The sequence below is a fragment of the Sunxiuqinia sp. sy24 genome (assembly GCF_052677165.1).
Genome location: NZ_JBQYLH010000002.1, coordinates 221,049 through 239,365, shown reverse-complemented (window position 1 = coordinate 239,365; position 18,317 = coordinate 221,049). Strand labels below are relative to the sequence as shown.

Sequence of the window (18,317 nt, the reverse complement as noted above, 5' to 3'; positions counted from 1 at the left end):
TCACTGGCTTGCTGTCATATAAGCAGCATCACCAACCATCAAGCTAATTTCTCCGTCAATTTCTTTCAGGCGTAAACCTAAGATTACTTTTCCCTGAACTTCAATGAGGACATCACTTTGCAAACTAAGACCAAAAGTCTTGCTTCCCATTTTCTTATCTGCCTTCCATCTCCAACTCCCAGCAATCGTGCTTCTTTCGCCTAAATAGCTTGCGAAAACCGTAGCCGTAGAATCCGAATTTAACTTAAACCTGGTCACCAGCTGTCCTGCTGAATCCTGCCCCTCATCTTTTGATTTATCCAATTGCTCATTTGACAACAGCCACGAACCTAAAACATTTGTCCGCTTGATGTGATCCGCCCTGTTTTCAAAAGCCAGCATGATCGTTTTGACTTGTCTCATGGTTCAGTCTTTGTCTAGAATTACAGAATCAGCAACCATTGGCTTGGAGTTTTGCTCATTGCCAGAATGCATTTCCGTTAAATTTAGCAATAATCTATCACATGATTAACAAAATACAATATATTTATTTTTAATCTGAAACGAAAATACGGGTCTCAACTTCAAACTGACAAATTGTTTACAAATTCCTCCATAAAATAGATAAGCCAGGATATTTGAAGAATTATCCTCTTTGAAATAAACACGTAAAAGACTTCTCTTCAACAAAATCAACTTTCACTAGCGATTATCAACGCGCTCCGGATTCAAATCGTGGTGCTGCATACGAAACCAGGCCAGCTCTTCGTATTTAGTGCCCACTTGACCATAGTTGGCATACGGGTCGATGCTAATGCCTCCGCGTGGTAAAAACTTACCCCACACTTCAATATATTTGGGATCCATCAGTTTAATCAAATCTTTCATGATAATATTGATGCAGTCTTCATGAAAATCACCACGATTACGGAAGCTAAACAAATACAATTTCAGCGACTTGCTTTCCACCATCTTTTTCCCGGGCACATAGCTGATGTAGATGGTTGCAAAATCGGGCTGCCCGGTAATGGGGCACAAGCTCGTAAATTCAGGAGCATTAAATTTCACCCAGTAATCATTGTCCGGATGCTTGTTATCAAAGGCTTCCAAAACATCGGGGCTGTAATCAAACGAATAATTGGAATCTTTTCCGAGTTGTTTCAAATCATTCATAAACTATTAATTTCTAATTACATTATTCAAGAAAAAACATCAGTAGTGAGTATTAAAGATCACCCCACTCTCATAAATCTCCATTTTCCCGCTTTTTCAAGTACGCCTCCAGTCCGTTTCGACGTAAATGACAGGCAGGACATTGACCACAACCATCGCCCACCACCGCATTGTAGCAGGTCAGCGTTTCATACCGCACCAGGTCGAAAACGCCTAGCTCATCGGCCAACTGCCAAATCTGTTCCTTATTTTTCCACATCAGCGGCGTATGAATTTCATACGGGTAATCCATCGACAGGTTCAGAGTTTGATTCAACGAACGGATAAAATTATCTCGACAATCCGGATAACCACTATAGTCAGCCTGCCCCACACCTGTTACCAAGTGATGGATGCCTTTCGACTTGGCAAAAATGGCAGCATAAGTTAAAAACAGCAGGTTCCGTCCCTCCACCAAGGTATTGGGCGGGCGATCGGCTGGCTTATCCTTTTCCACCAGCAATGCTGGATTCGTCAGGGCATTGCTGGTTAGCAGAGGCAGTAAATCCAACGGAAACACATGAAATGGCACCTCGGCCTTTTCTGCAATCGCGGCTGCCAGCTCCAATTCCAATCGGTGCTTTTGTCCGTAATCAAAGGAAATGGCTTCCACGACATCAAATGTACATTTAGCCCAATACAGGCAGGTGGTTGAATCCTGCCCTCCCGAAAAGACAACTAATGCCTTATTCATCAGACTTGCTTAAATCGAAATGGATTATAGGAAATGTTTTCATCAAAGGTATCGATACCTTCGATTGACTTTACTTTTTTCACCACCTGATAAGTCAGAGGTAAAACCAAAATTTCATACGCTGTTTTCAACAAGGCCTGAGTAACAATCATCCCCAAAATAACCGGCATCGGGAATATTCCAGCAAAGGCAATAGTAATAAAAATCAGCGAATCGGCTCCTTCACCAGCCAACGTCGAAACAATAGCACGCAGTGAAAAATTCTTTCCCTGGGTCATCAGCTTGAATTTACTCATCACATAAGCATTCAAAAAAGAGCCAACCACATAAGCCATCAAACTGGCTAACACAATGCGGATAGAGCTTCCCAAAATGGTTTGAAAAGCGGCCTGCTCTTCATAAAACGGAGCCGAAGGCATACTAATGGCCAGCATAAAAAAGAGGGCTGCCAAAACATTGACACCAAACCCGGCCCAGATAATCAGGCGCGCTTTCGTATAGCCCCACACTTCTGCAATTACATCGTTGATGATGTATGCCAAGGGAAAAATCAACACTCCTGCTGGTGCCGACCAAGGCCCAATGAGAATGATTTTTGACGCTAAAATGTTTGAGATTAACAGGCAGGCAGCGAATAGCACTCCTGCCAACAGGAATAAAACAGATACTTTGTTCTTCATGATTTCTTGTTTTTTACGTGGTTACCAAGCACACGATGTTCATAATTGACTGCAAATATAATTGTTTTTCCTGAGATGAAATACACCTTCGAAAAATCTGTTTTTCAAGCCCTGAAGATAGAAGCAAATAAATGTTAATAACTCATGTCGCTACCCATTTTTTCTTAATTTTGAAAACATGTTACCTTTTTACTAAAAGATGTTACTATGACTGTTTCCCGATTTGGCGTTTCATTGGAAAAAGATCTGCTTAATGCCTTAGATCAATATGTAAAGGAAAATTATTTTTCGAACCGATCACAGGCCATCCGACAGTTAATCAGCCGTAACATTGTTGAGCAAAAATGGCAGTGCAACAACCAAGTGGCAGGCTCTGTAACCTTGGTTTACGATCCAAATCGCCGGGAAATATTACACCAACTCACAGACATCGTAGCGCAGTATCACGAGGAAATTATCTCAACGCAACGACTGATCTTAAATCAATCCAAACACATGGAAATTTTAGCGATCAAAGGTGTAGCCAACCGGCTGACCGAACTGGCCGATAAATTAATCACAATTAAAGGAATGCAACACGGCAAGCTGGCCATGAGCCGAATTGATTAATTGGTTACTCCGGCCGTAAATTTTCACACAATACCTCTATAAACCAAAACGAAAGAATGAATAGTACGATGAAAGATCTAGCCCCTCACCTTCAAAATAAACTCAGCCAGTTGGAAGATTGGTACTCACAACGAAAAGGCTCCATTGTCGCTTTTTCCGGTGGAATCGATTCAACGCTGGTCCTCTTTCTCGCCAGGAAGTTTCAGGGCCGGGCAAATGCCATTGCGGTCATTTCGAACTCCGAAAGCCTGAAAGCCAAAGATTTCAAGCTGGCTCAATCGTTTTGTCAAGATTTTGACATCCAGCTGGAAGTCATCAAAACAGAAGAACTAAGCGACTTGCGTTACAACCAAAACCCGGAAAACCGCTGCTATTTCTGCAAAGAACACCTATTTCATGATTTGCAGGTTATCAACAAAAAACACCCGGACTTTGATGTGTTGAGCGGAACCAATCAGGATGACCTGGCCGACTACCGTCCCGGCTTGCAAGCTGCTGCCAAGTACCAGGTGCTGGCGCCAATGGCCGCCTGCCAGTTGACCAAGGATGAGCTGCGCCAAATTGCCAAACATTTTGAGTTGCCCAACTGGGATAAACCGGCCAGCCCATGCCTAAGCTCACGCATCCCCTACAACCACCAAATAACCCGCGAAAAACTACAACAAGTTGAAGATGCAGAGAACCTCCTCAATGAAAAGGGGTTCAAAGATGTACGCGTTCGCCACTACGGAAATTATGCCAAAGTAGAAGTTCAGCCATCCGAATTAGACAAACTATTGGCCATTGAGAAGGAAGTGATTGAACAAATCAAAGGCCTCGGTTTTCAGAAAGTGCAAATCGACCGCGAGGGCTTGGTTTCAGGAAAACTCAACCGGGTCTTGAAGGGTATTAATCAAACTAAATAGCCAAAAATGAAAATTCTCTATTACGATTGTTTTGCAGGAATAAGTGGCGACATGAATCTGGGCGCCCTAATTGATCTGGGAGTGGATGCCAACTACCTCAAAACAGAATTGGAAAAACTGAATATTGAAGGCTTTCACCTCGAAATAAAAAAAGACCAGCGCCGCGGCATTACCGGCACTAAAGCTGATGTGATCATTGAAAATCCGGATAATGAAAAACACCGCCACCTGCGGCATGTGGAAGAAATTGTCAACAACAGTTCGCTCCCCCAGCAAGTGAAAGCCAACGCGCTAACAATCTTTGATCTGATAGCCGTGGCCGAAGCAAAGGTTCACAACATTTCAAAGGAGAAAGTTCATTTTCATGAGGTAGGTGCCCTCGACTCCATTGCCGACATTGTGGGTGCTGCTATTTGTCTCGATTATCTCCAAGTGGATAAGGTGATGGCTTCTCCCATTCAACTAGGTGGAGGCACTGTTAAATGTGCGCATGGTATCATGCCCGTGCCCGCTCCTGCCACCGCTGAAATTGTAAAAAACATTCCCATTAAAACCGGCTTGGTAAACCACGAAGCCACCACCCCTACCGGGGCAGCTATTCTGGTGGCTACGGTCGATGAATTTACTGAGCACATCAGCCTGCCAATCACCAAAACAGCTTATGGTATTGGGAATCGCGACAGCGAAGTGCCTAATGTTTTAAGGGTATATTTGCTGGAAGAGGCCCAAACACTAAAAGATGTGGATAAGGAAGAGGCCTTGCTACTGGAAAGTAACATCGACGACATGAATCCCGAGCATTACGATTTCTTGCTCGATCAACTTTTTGAAGCCGGAGCCAGCGATGCCTGGCTGACGCCCATAATTATGAAAAAATCGCGTCCGGCGGTTCAGCTATCGGTTTTATGTCCGCTAGAGCAAGCGCTAAAATTGAAGAGCTTGATTTTCAGACACAGTACATCGCTCGGCATTCGCGAATACCGGGTAAGCAAAACTAAACTTCGTCGCGAAGAAACAAGCATACCAACTTCCTACGGGCCAGTACGTGTCAAACACAGCTATTTTGAAGGCAAGCGAGTTCGTTCGAAAGCGGAATTTGAAGACTGTAAAAAGCTCGCCAAAGAGCACCAAATCAGTCTTTCTGAAATTGAAAAAGAAATTCAAAATCAACTGAAATCATGAGCCCCAAAGAACTGCTGGAGAAATATAAAAGCGGAGAAATCAGCCTGACCGAGGCCTTGGAACAATTCCCCGACCGCGGAATCGAAGAAATGGGATTTGCTACCATCGACACAGACCGATTCAGTCGCACCGGACTGCCTGAGGTGATTTATGCTTCAGGAAAAACAGTGGAACAAGTGAGCCTGATCGCCGAACGGATGTACCAAAAAGGAATTGATGTATTGGCGACCCGCGCCACGCCTGAAATGTTTGAAGCAGTAAAAAAACGGATTCCCGGTGCACACTACAACAAACTGGCCCAAACCATCACCTACAAACAAAGCCATACCCCCAACACAAAAGGTTATATCGCGATTGTAGCAGCAGGAACCTCTGATCTACCCGTGGCTGAAGAAGCCATGGAAACAGCACAGTTTCTGGGTAACCGCGTAGAGAAAGTGTATGATGTGGGGGTGGCTGGCATTCACCGGCTGTTTCACCGGCTGGAACTCATCCGCAATGCACGCGTGATTATTGTGGTGGCTGGCATGGAAGGTGCACTGGCCAGCGTGGTGGGAGGTCTGGTTGATAAACCCGTGATTGGCGTACCCACCAGCATTGGCTACGGCGCCAACTTCGAAGGGCTATCTGCCTTACTATCCATGCTCAACAGCTGCGCCAGCGGCGTCAGCGTGGTCAATATAGACAATGGTTTTGGAGCTGCCTGTCAAGCTTCATTAATCAATAAACTCTAACAGAAAGAAAAATGAACGAATTGTATTTACTATCTATCTCAGCCGCCTCGCTGGGCTTTATTCATACCATTTTAGGTCCTGATCATTACCTCCCTTTCATCGTTTTAAGTAAAGCACGGCAGTGGTCGAGCAACAAAACCATGTGGATCACCTTCGTTTCCGGGGTGGGCCATGTCAGCAGCTCTGTATTGATTGGTTTTCTGGGGATTGCCTTGGGCATCAGCCTCAACAAGCTCGAATCGATTGAAGCCATCCGCGGCGAACTGGTTGGCTGGCTGCTGCTGGCCTTTGGGCTAACCTACACCATCTACGGAATTTACAAATATGTAAAAAGCATACACCATTCGCATCTACCATCCTTTCTGTTACCCAAAAACATACGGCAATGGCAGCATCTCCCAACCGAAGATAAAGAAGGAGACAACACCAAACTGACACCGTGGATTCTATTTCTTATTTTTGTTTTTGGCCCCTGCGAAGTGTTGATCCCCATGCTTATTTTTCCGGCTTACGAACACAGCACAGTTGGAATGATTACCGTAGCCCTCATTTTTGGGGTGGCCACCATTGGAACCATGCTACTAACTGTTTACCTCGGCCATAAAGGAAGTGCAATGGTACGTTTCAAAAAACACGAACGTTACCTGCACTTAGTGGCCGGGCTGATCATCCTCGTCAGTGGAGTTGGCATTGTCTTTATGGGATGGTAATCGAGAGATGCGAGTAGAGCACCTCAAGAATCCGTCATCCAGTACCTAAACCACAGCGATCAATCAGGAATCTGGAGACTAACTTTTTACTCCAAAAAGCAATTCTCCTAAACTCCAAAAAAAATGCTACTTTTGTGTTGAATAAATCCGGACAAGCACCTTTCTCAAAAGGTTAGATTCTTTTTCCTGATAATTAGAAATACATTCCAATTTTTATATGAGATTTGACGATTTTGATTTACATGATGACATTCTAGATGCCGTTTACGATATGGGCTTCGAAGAAGCCACAGCCATTCAGGAAAGCACCATCCCCATCATTCTTGAAGGCCACGATTTAATTGCCTGTGCACAAACCGGAACCGGAAAAACAGCCGCATTCATTCTTCCCATTCTGGATAAAATAGCCAGCTACCCCGAAGGAAAAACCCGCGCCCTGGTGATTGCCCCTACGCGCGAATTAGCCATTCAGATTGAACAACAAGTTCAAGGATTTGCCTATTACCTGGGAATCACCTCCATTGCTATGTATGGCGGTGGCGATGGCAGCGAATGGGAATTGCAACGTCAGGCACTTGAAAAAGGTGTTGATTTGATTGTAGCGACCCCGGGTAAATTAATTTCTTTTCTTGACAACGGCATTGCCCAGCTCGACAGTGTCGAGTTTGTCGTACTGGACGAGGCTGACCGCATGTTGGATATCGGCTTTCACGATGACATCATCAAAATTTTCAGCAACCTCCCAGAGAAACGTCAATCGCTAATGTACAGTGCCACCATGCCGCCGAAGATCCGTACGCTGGCCTCAAAAATTTTAAGCAGCCCCAAAGAATTCAGCACGGCGATTAGTAAGCCTGCCGAAGGAGTTCTGCAAGCGGCTTACCTATGCCACGAAAATCAAAAGACTCCGCTTATTGAATCGTTGATTGAAGGAAAAGATGACTGCCAAAGCATTATTATTTTCAGCTCAACCAAGAAAAAAGTTTCGCTAATCGCACGCGCCCTGAAGAAAAAAGGATTTGCTGCTGAAGGTATTTCATCAGACTTGGAACAAAAAGACCGGGAAGATGTGCTGATGCGCTTCAAGGCCCGTCAGATCCGCATTTTGGTAGCAACCGACGTATTGAGCCGAGGCATCGATATCAAAGACATCAACCTGATCATCAATTACGATGTGCCGGGAGATGCCGAAGATTACGTGCACCGGGTGGGCCGGACTGCACGTGCAAACACCACCGGAATTGCCCTTACGCTAATCAATGAGGATGACATGTATAAGTTTCAACAGATTGAAACACTCATTGAATCAGAAGTATTTAAAGCACCGCTGCCCCCAGAGCTGGGTGAAGGTCCTGCATGGAAAGTGTCAAAAAAAGGACGAGGAAAAGGGAAATACGGCAACAAGAAAAATTTTCGAGGGAAGCCTGGCGGACGCAAATAGCCGAAAGCCTTAAAAAAAATTAACCCTCTGAAGACAAGCTCTCTCAGAGGGTTTTATTTTTGTTCTTATATTGGAACGAACAAGATTTCTTAGACTCATCAAGATCGGGCAGATCGCTGGCAGTGAATCTCAAAAAAATTAGCATCACCTATTCTACCCTTCAGCTAGACCACCTCAATGCCTTTTTCCTTTAACAAATCCAGACCGATTTCTTTCAGTTTGTACTTTTGAATTTTACCACTGGCAGTCATGGGGTAGTCCTCAACAAAGAATATGTACTTAGGTATTTTAAACCGAGCAATTTGCCCGCGGCAGTATTCCTTAACTTCTTCTTCCGCCATACTTTGTCCCTTTTTCAGTTTAATGAAAGCACCAACTTGCTCACCATACTTTGGACTTGGAATTCCTACCACTTCAACCGACTCCACTTGATCCAATTTAAACAGATAGTTTTCAATTTCACGTGGGTAAATATTTTCGCCTCCGCGGATAATCATGTCTTTAATACGGCCAGTGATGCGGTAAAATCCATCGGTCGTTTTCTCTGCCAGGTCGCCCGAGTGCAGCCAACCCTCTTCGTCGATGGCATTCCGGGTAGCTTCCTCATTCTTATAATACCCTTTCATGATATTATAGCCCCGGCAGCATATTTCCCCTTGTTCACCCTCCTGACATTCTTCTCCGGTTTCCGGATTGACGATTTTAACTTCAACATTTGGAAATTCAAACCCTACCGTTGTCGCACGAACTTCGGCCGAGTTATGTGTGCGAGTGGCAGTCATTCCGGGCGAAGTTTCTGTTAAACCGTAGACGCTGATGATGTCCTTGCAATGCATCTTGGTCATCACCTGTTTCATGGTTTCAATGGGGCACAAAGCGCCGGCCATAATTCCGGTACGCAACGAGCTTAGGTCGAACAGGTCAAACATCGGATGATTCAGCTCAGCAATAAACATGGTAGGCACACCATAAAGAGCCGTGCAGCGCTCTTTCTCAACTGAGGCCAGCACCATCAACGGATCAAAATTTTCAGTAACAACCATCGTTGCGCCATGACTAACAATGGCACAAACAGCCAGCACACAACCAAAACAATGGAAAAAAGGCACACAAACCAACAAACGATCGGCAGCCGTATATTTCATACATTCTCCAGCCGAATAACCATTATTAAGAATATTGTGATGCGAAAGCATAACCCCTTTTGGGAAACCCGTTGTTCCCGAGGTATATTGCATATTCACCACATCGTGTGGGCTCACTCTTAACTTAGCATCTTCCAGTTCCAGATCGTCCAAATGTTCGCCCAGCAATATCAGCTCAGCAGTATTGTACATTCCCCGGTGCTTTTCTTGTCCTATAAAAACAACATTCCGGAGTTCAGGAAATTTTTCCAATTTCAGATTTCCACGCAATTGCGTCTTGAGCTCGGGTAATAGCTCAAAAATCATGTTGACATAGTCGCTATCGCGCCAGCCATCAACCAAACACAAGGTATGAATATCCGCGTCTTTCAGCAAAAATTCCAGCTCGGCTAATTTATAGTTGGTATTAATGGTCACCAAAACAGCCCCGATTTTCGCAGTAGCAAACATAAACGTTAACCAGTCGGGGACGTTGTTCGCCCAGATACCAACTTTATCGCCCACGCCAACACCGTTAAACATTAAGCCTTTGGCCAGTTTATCGACCCGGTCGTTAAATTGGCTATAGGTAAAACGTAAATCCCGGTCGGGATAAACCATAAATTCCTGATCGGGTGTTTCGTAAGCGTATTTCTCTAAAATTCCGCCAAGCGTATAGTCGAGTAATTGCATGATTTCTTTTTTTTTGAATCGAAGCGTGTTTTAGTAAGGGGCATACACCACAGCCAATATTTTGGCTGGCTTTTTATTCCCGGCATGCACATTGTGCGATACAATGGAATCAAGATATATACTGTCTCCAGTTCCCAACTGATACAATTCTTTGCCATAATTTATCTCGATTTGTCCTTCCAAAACATAGATAAACTCTTCGCCTTCGTGCGATGAAAGCATATAATCCGATTGCTCACCGGGTTCAATTTCAACGATAAACGGTTCCATACTGCGTCCTACTTTGTCAAATGCCAGTGATAAGAAATTCAGGTGCTCACGCGAGCCATTCTGCTGCGATGAAAATCGAACGCCCTTTTCATGTTCGTCCGCACGCACAATCGCCGGCCCCAGGTTGTTGCTGTCATCCAGAAAAGTTCCCAGACGAACGCCCAATGCCCGAGCAATTTTAATGAGGGGTGCCAGAGACGGCAACACCTCGCCTTTTTCAATTTTTTGAAGCTGATCAATATCGATATTCGTTTTTTCAGCCATTTCCTCCAGGCTTACTTTTTTCGATTCTCGAACTTGTTTTACTTTTTTTCCAAGATCATGTTTTTTTGCCATGCCGGTTCACTTTAAGTCTGCCCACAAATTTAATTTTATTTTTAAGGCAGTCAAACGCGAAGACACAAGAAACCGCTTGCTTATTGCAATTGACAAGACATTTAGAAACAATATAAATTTCAAGCAAACTCCCGGAGGATTCTTATTGGAGTATTACGGCCATAAAAAACCGATATAAACCTACCGCGAGATCTTTTCCCACTCTTTGGCTATTCGATTGATTAAAGATCATCTAAAAGTAACTGCCGCTTCTCGAGCTCAATAATTACCGCATCGATAAACTTAGCGGCCATAATTTTCTTAGCCTGGGCAATCCCTAAGCGCATTCCCACCCGGGATGCAACACGATGCACTAACTTTTTAAACAGACTTTTCTTTCGCAGACGAGCCACAATCTCACTGGGAGTATCAGCGCCTTCAACTTTCCTTTCGCCATTCATGATGTTCTCCAATACGGCTTCAAAGCGGTCTTCCAGCTTATCTTCCAATGCCAATAATTCGCCAAGTCTGATTTTTACCGAATCATAATCGATACCGCTTTCTTCAGGCACCTGATCCATCAAACTGCTCGTTCCATCCGGATTTTTCACCACTCGCATATCCGGGATGATGGGTAGAAAAACGCCCATCCCTTCTTGTGCAGAAATTCGAAATCGATCCACATCGCGATAACCCGCTGTCAAAATCGGGTTGTTCTTTTCTAACGGAACGCTAAAATACCTCTGCAAAAAAAGCTGACAGTTTCGGCGCCCCAGTAAGAAGTCGTGTTCCCGGAATTCCTTTTTAAAGAAACCGGCAAAACCGCCCAAGCCACCGCATGCCAAAGGAAAACGTTGCTTTTCGTTATTTCGATAACGAACCGGCAAAACCATAAAGCGGGTATAGTTCTCCTCATCATAAGCCTTCACCAATTCTTCCTCTTTAAACATCAACTGCTGACGCATGGCATTCAACAATTCAGGAACTGCAAACTTGATGGCATCCATCGGTTCGTTTTCCTCCACCAGCCCTTGGTCACTCGGAAAAGGATCAATCATAATCAGCGTAGTATCAAAGGATGATGCAGATCGTTTCAGCTCATAATTTCGTGCCTCCATCTTTTTCCCTTCTGCCAACAGCTTATCCTTCGCCCGGCGCTCCAAAATCTGGTCAGTCAAGCCAAAAGGCTCATTGTTGATCACCCCGCCATCCACATTCACACAGGCATAATCCTGTTCCGTGTTTAGTTGGAGATGATCTTTCCCATTATTTAGAAATGAATTATCGAGAACATAATGAGGCGGGCGAGTAACTTTCCGAGGACTCAGTCCTACCGGAAAAGCTCCGGTGGCAATGGCCGCATCAATTAACAAGGCTTTGTTAACCCCTTCAACGGTTGCAAACGATAAAGGAATCAAGCCATCACCTCCATATTCTCCATCATCAGTCAGTTTAAAGTGTACCAGATCCTGATGACGTGTCATTCGGTGAAGACTTTCGCCCAAGGCAGTCTTAAACTTCAGCTCGTAATTATAGCCGCGAAGGTTGGTTTGTGTGGTTAGGATCTCTAAATCTGCCGCAACGTAAGGTCGACGAACCTGTGGATCTTTAACCGTGGTATCAATCAGTCGCGAAGCCACTTTTTCAATAAAGCTTGAATCAAAGATAGACTTAACCTCATGATCCGGATGCCGGTTAATGTCTTCCGTATCGAGCATCTGATCCATCATATTCTCGAACTCAGTTTCGGTGAGGTTCACCCAAGCATCAAACAGCAAATTCTCAGCTGCCTCTTTCGACTTGTAATTCGATGTTGTGATAGCTGGAAATTGCTGTTGCAAGGCGCAGGTGCTGATAGCTGCGGTCATTCCTCCTGCCGAAGCTCCGGTGAGCACTTCAATTTTCACTTCGTGGCGGGGCACTCCTGGCAGGTTCAGGTCTTTAGCCCGTTGCCAATGTTCGAGGGTTTCAAGCAGATAATCAATCACTCCACCCGTGTAGGCACCAGCGGAAACGGCACCAGCCATGCAAATACCAATTCGAATCGTCTTAGGCTCAGTCATACAAACGTTCTTTAAGGGTTAACATGCACCATTTAAAAGCGTGATACCTTTTCGGGAGCAGACTCGTTGGCCTTAGCCAACCGCCAAGGTTTTCGTGTTGACTGGTTTTAAACCTAAAGATACAACATAAAAGGATGACCAGTCAAGGGGAAAATCGACGACTTAATCCTTCAACATGCAGTATCTTGCCCAAAGCGAAGAAAGGCAAGCTCCATGAGCCTGCCTTCCATATTATTCGATAGTTTATCCGTCAAAAAAATCGTTCGAATTGACGATCCTCGCGGCAACCCGTGAGGAATTAAATGATTACAACCAGCGTATATACTTAAAATCCTGCCGGTGCGGCAACTTCTCGTTTTTAGGAAACATGCGAATGGCATAACTGTAAGCCCCTGGATGAACCAAATGAAGTTCAAGCTTGTAGGTTGTCAACCCATTTTCGGTTTTTACAACATCAAACTCTTTGCGTTCCACCAATTCCGGCTCATCATTAACGTCGTTATTCTCGGTCATCACAATTTCCACACCGATTTCTTCTGGCGCCAGACCTTTCAAGTCCAACACCACCTGCGCCGGATATTCTTCACCAATACGGATCGCATTGGTTATTCCGTCGGCTATTTCCAATTCCTTTACCTCAATGTCATCCCACTTGGAGGCCATTTTATCTTTCCAGATAACGATTTCCCGCGCCTCTTTATAATCATCAGCTTTCAATTGATTGCCGCGCGTTGCCTGCGGGGCATAAAAGCGTTCCTGATAATCACGAATCATCCGGCTGGTTGTAAAATGGGGAGCCACCTGGGCCTGAGTGTTTTTGATGTACCCCACCCACTCTTCCGGAATGTCATTAGCATTTCGAGTATAAAAAGTCGGTATAATTTCATCTTCAAACAGGTTGTAGATCGTTTGCGCATCCAACTCATCCTGAAAATCCTGCACATCATAAGAACGTTCCAAAGGCAAAGCCCAGCCGGCGCCTTCGTGGTAGCCTTCTACCCACCAGCCATCGAGAACAGAGAAGTGCAAGGTGCCATTCATGATTCCTTTCTCGCCACTGGTGCCCGAAGCTTCAAGTGGGCGGGTTGGCGTGTTCAGCCAAATGTCAACACCTTGAAGCAACATCTTGGCCAAATTCATATCGTAATTCTGAATAAATAAAATCTTACCCAAAAACTCGGGGCGTTTGGAAATTTCCACAATGTATTTAATCAGATCCTGCCCGGCTTTATCAGCAGGGTGCGCCTTCCCTGCAAAAATAAATTGAACGGGACGCTCCGAATCATTAACGATCTCGGACAAACGATCGAGATTACGAAACAGCAAATGGGCCCGCTTATAGGTAGCAAACCTCCGGGCAAAGCCAATAGTCAGTGCCTTGGGATTTAACGAGCTGATAACTTCGGTGATCAGCTTTGGATTTTCGTTGCGCTTCACCCAGTTATCGGTAAACCGTTTCTTGATGTAATCAATCAGTTTTAACCTTAAGTTTTGTTTTAGTTCCCAGATCTCCTGATCCGGCACTTTGTAGATCTTATCCCACAAATCAACATCCAACTGGTTGCTTGTGAAATCCTTCCCAAAATATTTCTGATGAATTGCCTTCCACTCTTTGGCTGTCCAGGTATCGTAATGAACCCCATTGGTCACATAGCCAATATTCAGCTCTTCTGACAAATACCCTTCAAACAAAGGTTTCAAAATATGCTTCGACACATCGCCGTGCAACATGCTAACACCATTAATACCCTGAGACAGATTGGCCGCCAAGAAGCTCATATTAAAATGATCTTCATGCTGAGCTGTTTTGCCCAGCATCACAAATTCATCCCAGCTCAAGCCTATTTTCTCCGGAAAGTTTTTCATGTACATGGCAAACAAATCCTGATGAAAAGAGTCGTGCCCAGCCGGAACCGGTGTATGGGTTGTAAACAAGGTCGATGCCCGAACAATCTCCTTGGCTTCGGCATACGTCAGGTTACTTTTCTCTTGCAACCCAAGAATCCGTTCCAAGCCAATCATTGCAGCATGGCCTTCATTACAGTGATAGATCTCGGCATCAATATGGCCCAGCTTGCGCAAGGCCCGAATACCTCCAAGCCCCAGCAACATTTCCTGCTTCAAGCGATTTTCGATATCACCACCATACAGGTGATGCGTCACAAAGCGATCTTTTTCATTGTTGGCATCAAAATCGGCATCGAGCAAATAGAGGCTGACAGCGCCAACCTTCACTTCCCAAACTTGCGCATAAAGCGTCCGCCCCGGATACTCGACTTCTACCTGTATCCAATTTCCATCTCTGTCGAGAGCTGGCTGCACCGGAATTTTCGAAAACTGTTGGGCCTCATAGTTGGCCATCTGATCACCCTGCAGCGATATGGTCTGCTTAAAATAGCCATACCGATAAAGCAGCCCGACAGCTACCAGGTTAGCCTTCGAATCACTGGCTTCTTTCAGGTAGTCACCAGCCAGAATTCCCAGTCCGCCCGAAAAAATCTTCAGGCTGTCGTGCAAGCCATACTCCATGCTGAAGTAGGCTATTTTAGGCCCTTCCTGCTGTTCACGATCTGTCAGGTAGTTTTGCAATCGGGCATAAATTCGATCCATATCCTCCAAGAAGAATTCATCGTCCTCCAGCTCTTTAAAACGCTGGTAGCTTACCTTTTCCAACAAAATAATGGGATTGTGATCACATTCATCCCAAATTTCCTCATCTATCTTTGCAAATAATTCACGTGTTTCGGTATTCCAAACCCACCAAAGGTTTTTGCTCAACTCTTTCAGAGGAGCTAAACGTTCAGGAATGCTTGATTCAACAAACAATTTTTTCCAATTTGGCATATCTACAACAGGTCGTTTTATAAATCTTACACCTTCTGTATTCATCTCCATCTATCAATTAAATTATACTAAATCTTTTTTTATTTTCAACATCATACTTCCTGAGCTAAAAAGGATGCAAAAACATAATAACGTTCTATCCAAATTTTTCAACAATTCTCAGAGGTCTCGAATTTCCGCTAAAACTATTTTTTGCTTCCTGTTTTGATTGAAGTCTTTTTCGATTTATCGTTAGCTTTCTTCCGCTTTTTCCTAGCTTGCAATTGAGCAATTTCCAGTTCGTATTTCTTTAACTTTTCTTCCTTCTCATCTAATACTTTATTGAGTGCTGCCAACTTTACTTCCAGCTCACTTTCTGGAACAAACGTATTTAGTCTTAGTTTAAAGTCACTGTAGACATTCATAAAGTTAATGAAAGCCTCATACGGACTTTCGTAAGGATTAAAGTAACTATGTACTTCTCCATCGGAGAAAAATTTAGTGCTCATGTAATAAAAATGGTCACTCACCTGCAGGTAATGCCAATCTTTATTCAAGGCTTCATCACTCACTTTAGCCATGCGGTCCTTCAATTGGTATACCTTATCGAAGGCCTCCTGCTGCATCTCATTACCAAGCCAAGCCGTTATATCCCGCTCTTCATCGGCCCAAGAGATAGCATAGGGGACGCTAACCGCTGAAACCGGCTGAAACTCAGCTGCTATTTCGGAGGGTGTTGCAAACTTAAAGTTGGAGTCCTTAAACACTGCCTCCGGCAGTTGTTCCATGAATCGGAAAATACCGGTCTCCTCAGATTGGCGCTCTCCAAAGGTTTCATAATCCATAAACAAATTGATGATTTCATCTTTCTCATCATGGTTTATCCACTGCACAAATTTCTCCGGAGTAAGGGGGTATTCATTCCACCCTTGATTAGAAAAACGAAAAGCAATATCATCACTTAGCTTATAGTTGCGCATCAAAACCTGTAGCCTTGGATTGATAGCATTACAATATAAAAAGTTAGGCGATTTCCATCCTAAAATATGCTTGGCACCTTCTGTTATTACCGCTTTAAATCCCATGTCGGCAACAGCGGCTCCTATTTCGTCGGAATACACCAGTTCGGTGTTTCGGAACACCTGAGGCTTTTGACCAAAATAGTGTTCAATGGCTTCGCTGTGCTTATTGACTTGTTCCTGAAACAACTCTTTACTCTTCAGAGATACTAACGAATTGGAATAAGTTTCTGCCAGAAATTCGACTTGTCCGGTTTGAGCCAGTTCCTGAAATGATTTCAACACTTCGGGAGCATACAATTCAAATTGCTCCAGCGCGGTTCCGGTTATCGAGTAGGCAATCTTAAATTTCCCCTTATGCTTTTTGATTAACTCAAGCATCAGTTTGTTGGCCGGCAAATAACAACGATCAGCTACCTTTCGCAGAATGGTTTCATTGGCATAATCATCGTAATAATAATGATCGTTGCCAATATCAAAAAAACGGTAGCGGCGGTAGCGAAAAGGCTGATGAACTTGAAAATAAAAACAAATGGCTCTCATATCTTTTGTCTTTTTATTCGTTTTTTAATGCTTCGTAATATACATCACGGACATTGCTTGCCGAGTTCTTCCATTGCAAGCTGTCAACTTCTTTTTTTCCATGTTTCATAAACATATTCCACATACTCGGATAGTTTAATAAGCCGTAAATGGCATCGGCCATGGCATGTACATCCCAGTAGTCGGTTTTTACAGCGTATTTCAAAATTTCTGCAACACCTGACTGGTTGGAAATAATTACCGGAACATTGGTTTGCATAGCTTCAAGCGGCACAATACCAAAAGGTTCAGAAACCGAAGGCATGACAAACACATCACTCATGCGAAACATATCGAATACATCATCTCCCTTCAGGAATCCGGTAAAATGAAAAGAATCGGCCATTTTAAGCTCTGCGGCACGCTTCACCATCCGATTCATCAGATCGCCACTTCCGGCCATCACAAAACGAACATTTTTCATTTGCTTCAGCACCAGATTGGCTGCTTCAACAAAATATTCCGGTCCTTTTTGCATAGTAATCCGCCCCAGGAAAGTAACGATCTTCTCATCCACTCCTTTCTTCAAGCGGATTTTTTCCTCCAGACTAAGTGGTTCCACGGCATTATAAACGGTGGTAATTTTTTGGGGATCAATTCCGTATTTCTCGATCACGGTCCGACGGGTCATGTTGCTCACCGTAATGATTTTATCCGCTGCCTGCATCCCGCGCTGCTCAATGTCAAACACCTGCGGATTCACGCTGCCGCCACTCCGGTCAAAGTCTGTGGCATGCACATGAATCACCAAAGGCTTTCCACTAGCTTCCTTGGCCGCTATGCCAGCCGGGTAAGCCAGCCAGTCGTGGGCATGAATCAGGTCAAACGCTTCATCACGCGCAATCACCTCAGCCACCAGCGAATATTTGTAAATTTCTTGCAGTAAATCTTTTCCATAGGTGCCGCTAAATTCAAGCCTACCTTGTTCATCGGTTTCGATAAACCGTGTTTTTTCTGAATATTTCTTACTACTCAGCTTCCAGAACTCCTCCGGATCCATGTAGGGGACCATGCCCGATTCGATTTCATAATAATCAATTTTCTTCTGAAGATCGCGGAAATGAACCTGCTTTCGGGTTATTGGCACCTTATTGGCCCCCAGTAATTTCATGCTTGATTGATCCTCGTCACCATGCGCTTTGGGAACTACAAAAATGACCTCAACATCTTTGTGCTCCGCCAACCCTTTTGTCAATCCGTAACAAGCTGTTCCAAGACCTCCCGAAATATGTGGAGGGAACTCCCAACCAAACATTAATACTTTCATAGACATTCCTTTTTT

Annotated in this window: 16 protein-coding genes; 6 read left to right on the top strand and 10 right to left on the bottom strand. The window is 44.2% G+C overall.

From position 1 onward, the window contains the following. The 4 genes from ACUNWA_RS03170 to ACUNWA_RS03155 form a co-directional block, all read right to left on the bottom strand. Complete coding sequence (locus tag ACUNWA_RS03170) at window positions 1-402, bottom strand: hypothetical protein (protein WP_445590431.1); 402 nt, start codon at window positions 400-402, stop codon at window positions 1-3. 279 nt (window positions 403-681) lie between these two features. Continuing rightward, entirely contained in the window at window positions 682-1,152 is a 471-nt protein-coding gene (gene queF, locus ACUNWA_RS03165) for a preQ(1) synthase (protein WP_445590430.1), read from the bottom strand. Between the two features lie 70 nt (window positions 1,153-1,222). Continuing rightward, window positions 1,223-1,885, bottom strand: a complete 663-nt coding sequence (gene queC / locus ACUNWA_RS03160; RefSeq protein WP_445590429.1) for a 7-cyano-7-deazaguanine synthase QueC — start codon at window positions 1,883-1,885, stop codon at window positions 1,223-1,225. Continuing rightward, window positions 1,885-2,565 carry a queuosine precursor transporter gene (locus ACUNWA_RS03155; protein ID WP_445590428.1) on the bottom strand — a complete coding sequence of 227 codons (681 nt, stop codon included), beginning with the start codon at window positions 2,563-2,565 and terminating at the stop codon, window positions 1,885-1,887. Before ACUNWA_RS03155 ends, queC begins: the two co-directional genes overlap by 1 nt. Before the next feature lie 207 nt (window positions 2,566-2,772). Here ACUNWA_RS03155 and nikR point away from each other — a divergent pair, with 207 nt between their 5' ends. The 6 genes from nikR (at window position 2,773) to ACUNWA_RS03125 (ending at window position 8,146) form a co-directional block, all read left to right on the top strand. Further along, window positions 2,773-3,174, top strand: a complete 402-nt coding sequence (gene nikR, locus ACUNWA_RS03150) for a nickel-responsive transcriptional regulator NikR (protein WP_445590427.1) — start codon at window positions 2,773-2,775, stop codon at window positions 3,172-3,174. Between the two features lie 68 nt (window positions 3,175-3,242). After that, the gene (larE, locus tag ACUNWA_RS03145; RefSeq protein ID WP_445590426.1) at window positions 3,243-4,079 is read left to right on the top strand and encodes an ATP-dependent sacrificial sulfur transferase LarE; all 837 of its coding nucleotides are present in this window, start codon (window positions 3,243-3,245) and stop codon (window positions 4,077-4,079) included. Between the two features lie 6 nt (window positions 4,080-4,085). After that, window positions 4,086-5,261 (top strand): nickel pincer cofactor biosynthesis protein LarC, encoded by a 1,176-nt coding sequence (gene larC, locus ACUNWA_RS03140; protein WP_445590425.1) that lies wholly within the window; start codon window positions 4,086-4,088, stop codon window positions 5,259-5,261. After that, the gene (larB, locus tag ACUNWA_RS03135; RefSeq protein ID WP_445590424.1) at window positions 5,258-5,995 is read left to right on the top strand and encodes a nickel pincer cofactor biosynthesis protein LarB; all 738 of its coding nucleotides are present in this window, start codon (window positions 5,258-5,260) and stop codon (window positions 5,993-5,995) included. Before larC ends, larB begins: the two co-directional genes overlap by 4 nt. Window positions 5,996-6,006: 11 nt before the next feature. Continuing rightward, complete coding sequence (locus ACUNWA_RS03130) at window positions 6,007-6,705, top strand: urease accessory protein UreH domain-containing protein (protein ID WP_445590423.1); 699 nt, start codon at window positions 6,007-6,009, stop codon at window positions 6,703-6,705. Window positions 6,706-6,922: 217 nt separating this feature from the next. Next, entirely contained in the window at window positions 6,923-8,146 is a 1,224-nt protein-coding gene (locus ACUNWA_RS03125) for a DEAD/DEAH box helicase (RefSeq protein WP_445590422.1), read from the top strand. 164 nt (window positions 8,147-8,310) lie between these two features. On the opposite strand, the gene ACUNWA_RS03120 is transcribed toward ACUNWA_RS03125, so the two are convergent. From ACUNWA_RS03120 to ACUNWA_RS03095, 6 genes are all read right to left on the bottom strand, one after another. Further along, window positions 8,311-9,963 (bottom strand): AMP-binding protein, encoded by a 1,653-nt coding sequence (locus tag ACUNWA_RS03120; protein ID WP_445590421.1) that lies wholly within the window; start codon window positions 9,961-9,963, stop codon window positions 8,311-8,313. 30 nt (window positions 9,964-9,993) lie between these two features. Next, window positions 9,994-10,569 (bottom strand): helix-turn-helix domain-containing protein, encoded by a 576-nt coding sequence (locus ACUNWA_RS03115; protein ID WP_445590420.1) that lies wholly within the window; start codon window positions 10,567-10,569, stop codon window positions 9,994-9,996. 221 nt (window positions 10,570-10,790) lie between these two features. Next, window positions 10,791-12,611, bottom strand: coding sequence for a patatin-like phospholipase family protein (locus tag ACUNWA_RS03110; RefSeq protein ID WP_445590419.1), 1,821 nt, complete (start codon window positions 12,609-12,611; stop codon window positions 10,791-10,793). Between the two features lie 306 nt (window positions 12,612-12,917). Beyond that, window positions 12,918-15,455 carry an alpha-glucan family phosphorylase gene (glgP, locus tag ACUNWA_RS03105; RefSeq protein WP_445590418.1) on the bottom strand — a complete coding sequence of 846 codons (2,538 nt, stop codon included), beginning with the start codon at window positions 15,453-15,455 and terminating at the stop codon, window positions 12,918-12,920. 185 nt (window positions 15,456-15,640) lie between these two features. Then, the gene (locus ACUNWA_RS03100) at window positions 15,641-16,996 is read right to left on the bottom strand and encodes a glycoside hydrolase family 57 protein (RefSeq protein WP_445590417.1); all 1,356 of its coding nucleotides are present in this window, start codon (window positions 16,994-16,996) and stop codon (window positions 15,641-15,643) included. A gap of 13 nt (window positions 16,997-17,009) precedes the next feature. Further along, window positions 17,010-18,302, bottom strand: a complete 1,293-nt coding sequence (locus tag ACUNWA_RS03095; RefSeq protein ID WP_445590416.1) for a glycosyltransferase family 4 protein — start codon at window positions 18,300-18,302, stop codon at window positions 17,010-17,012. Window positions 18,303-18,317: the final 15 nt, after the last annotated feature.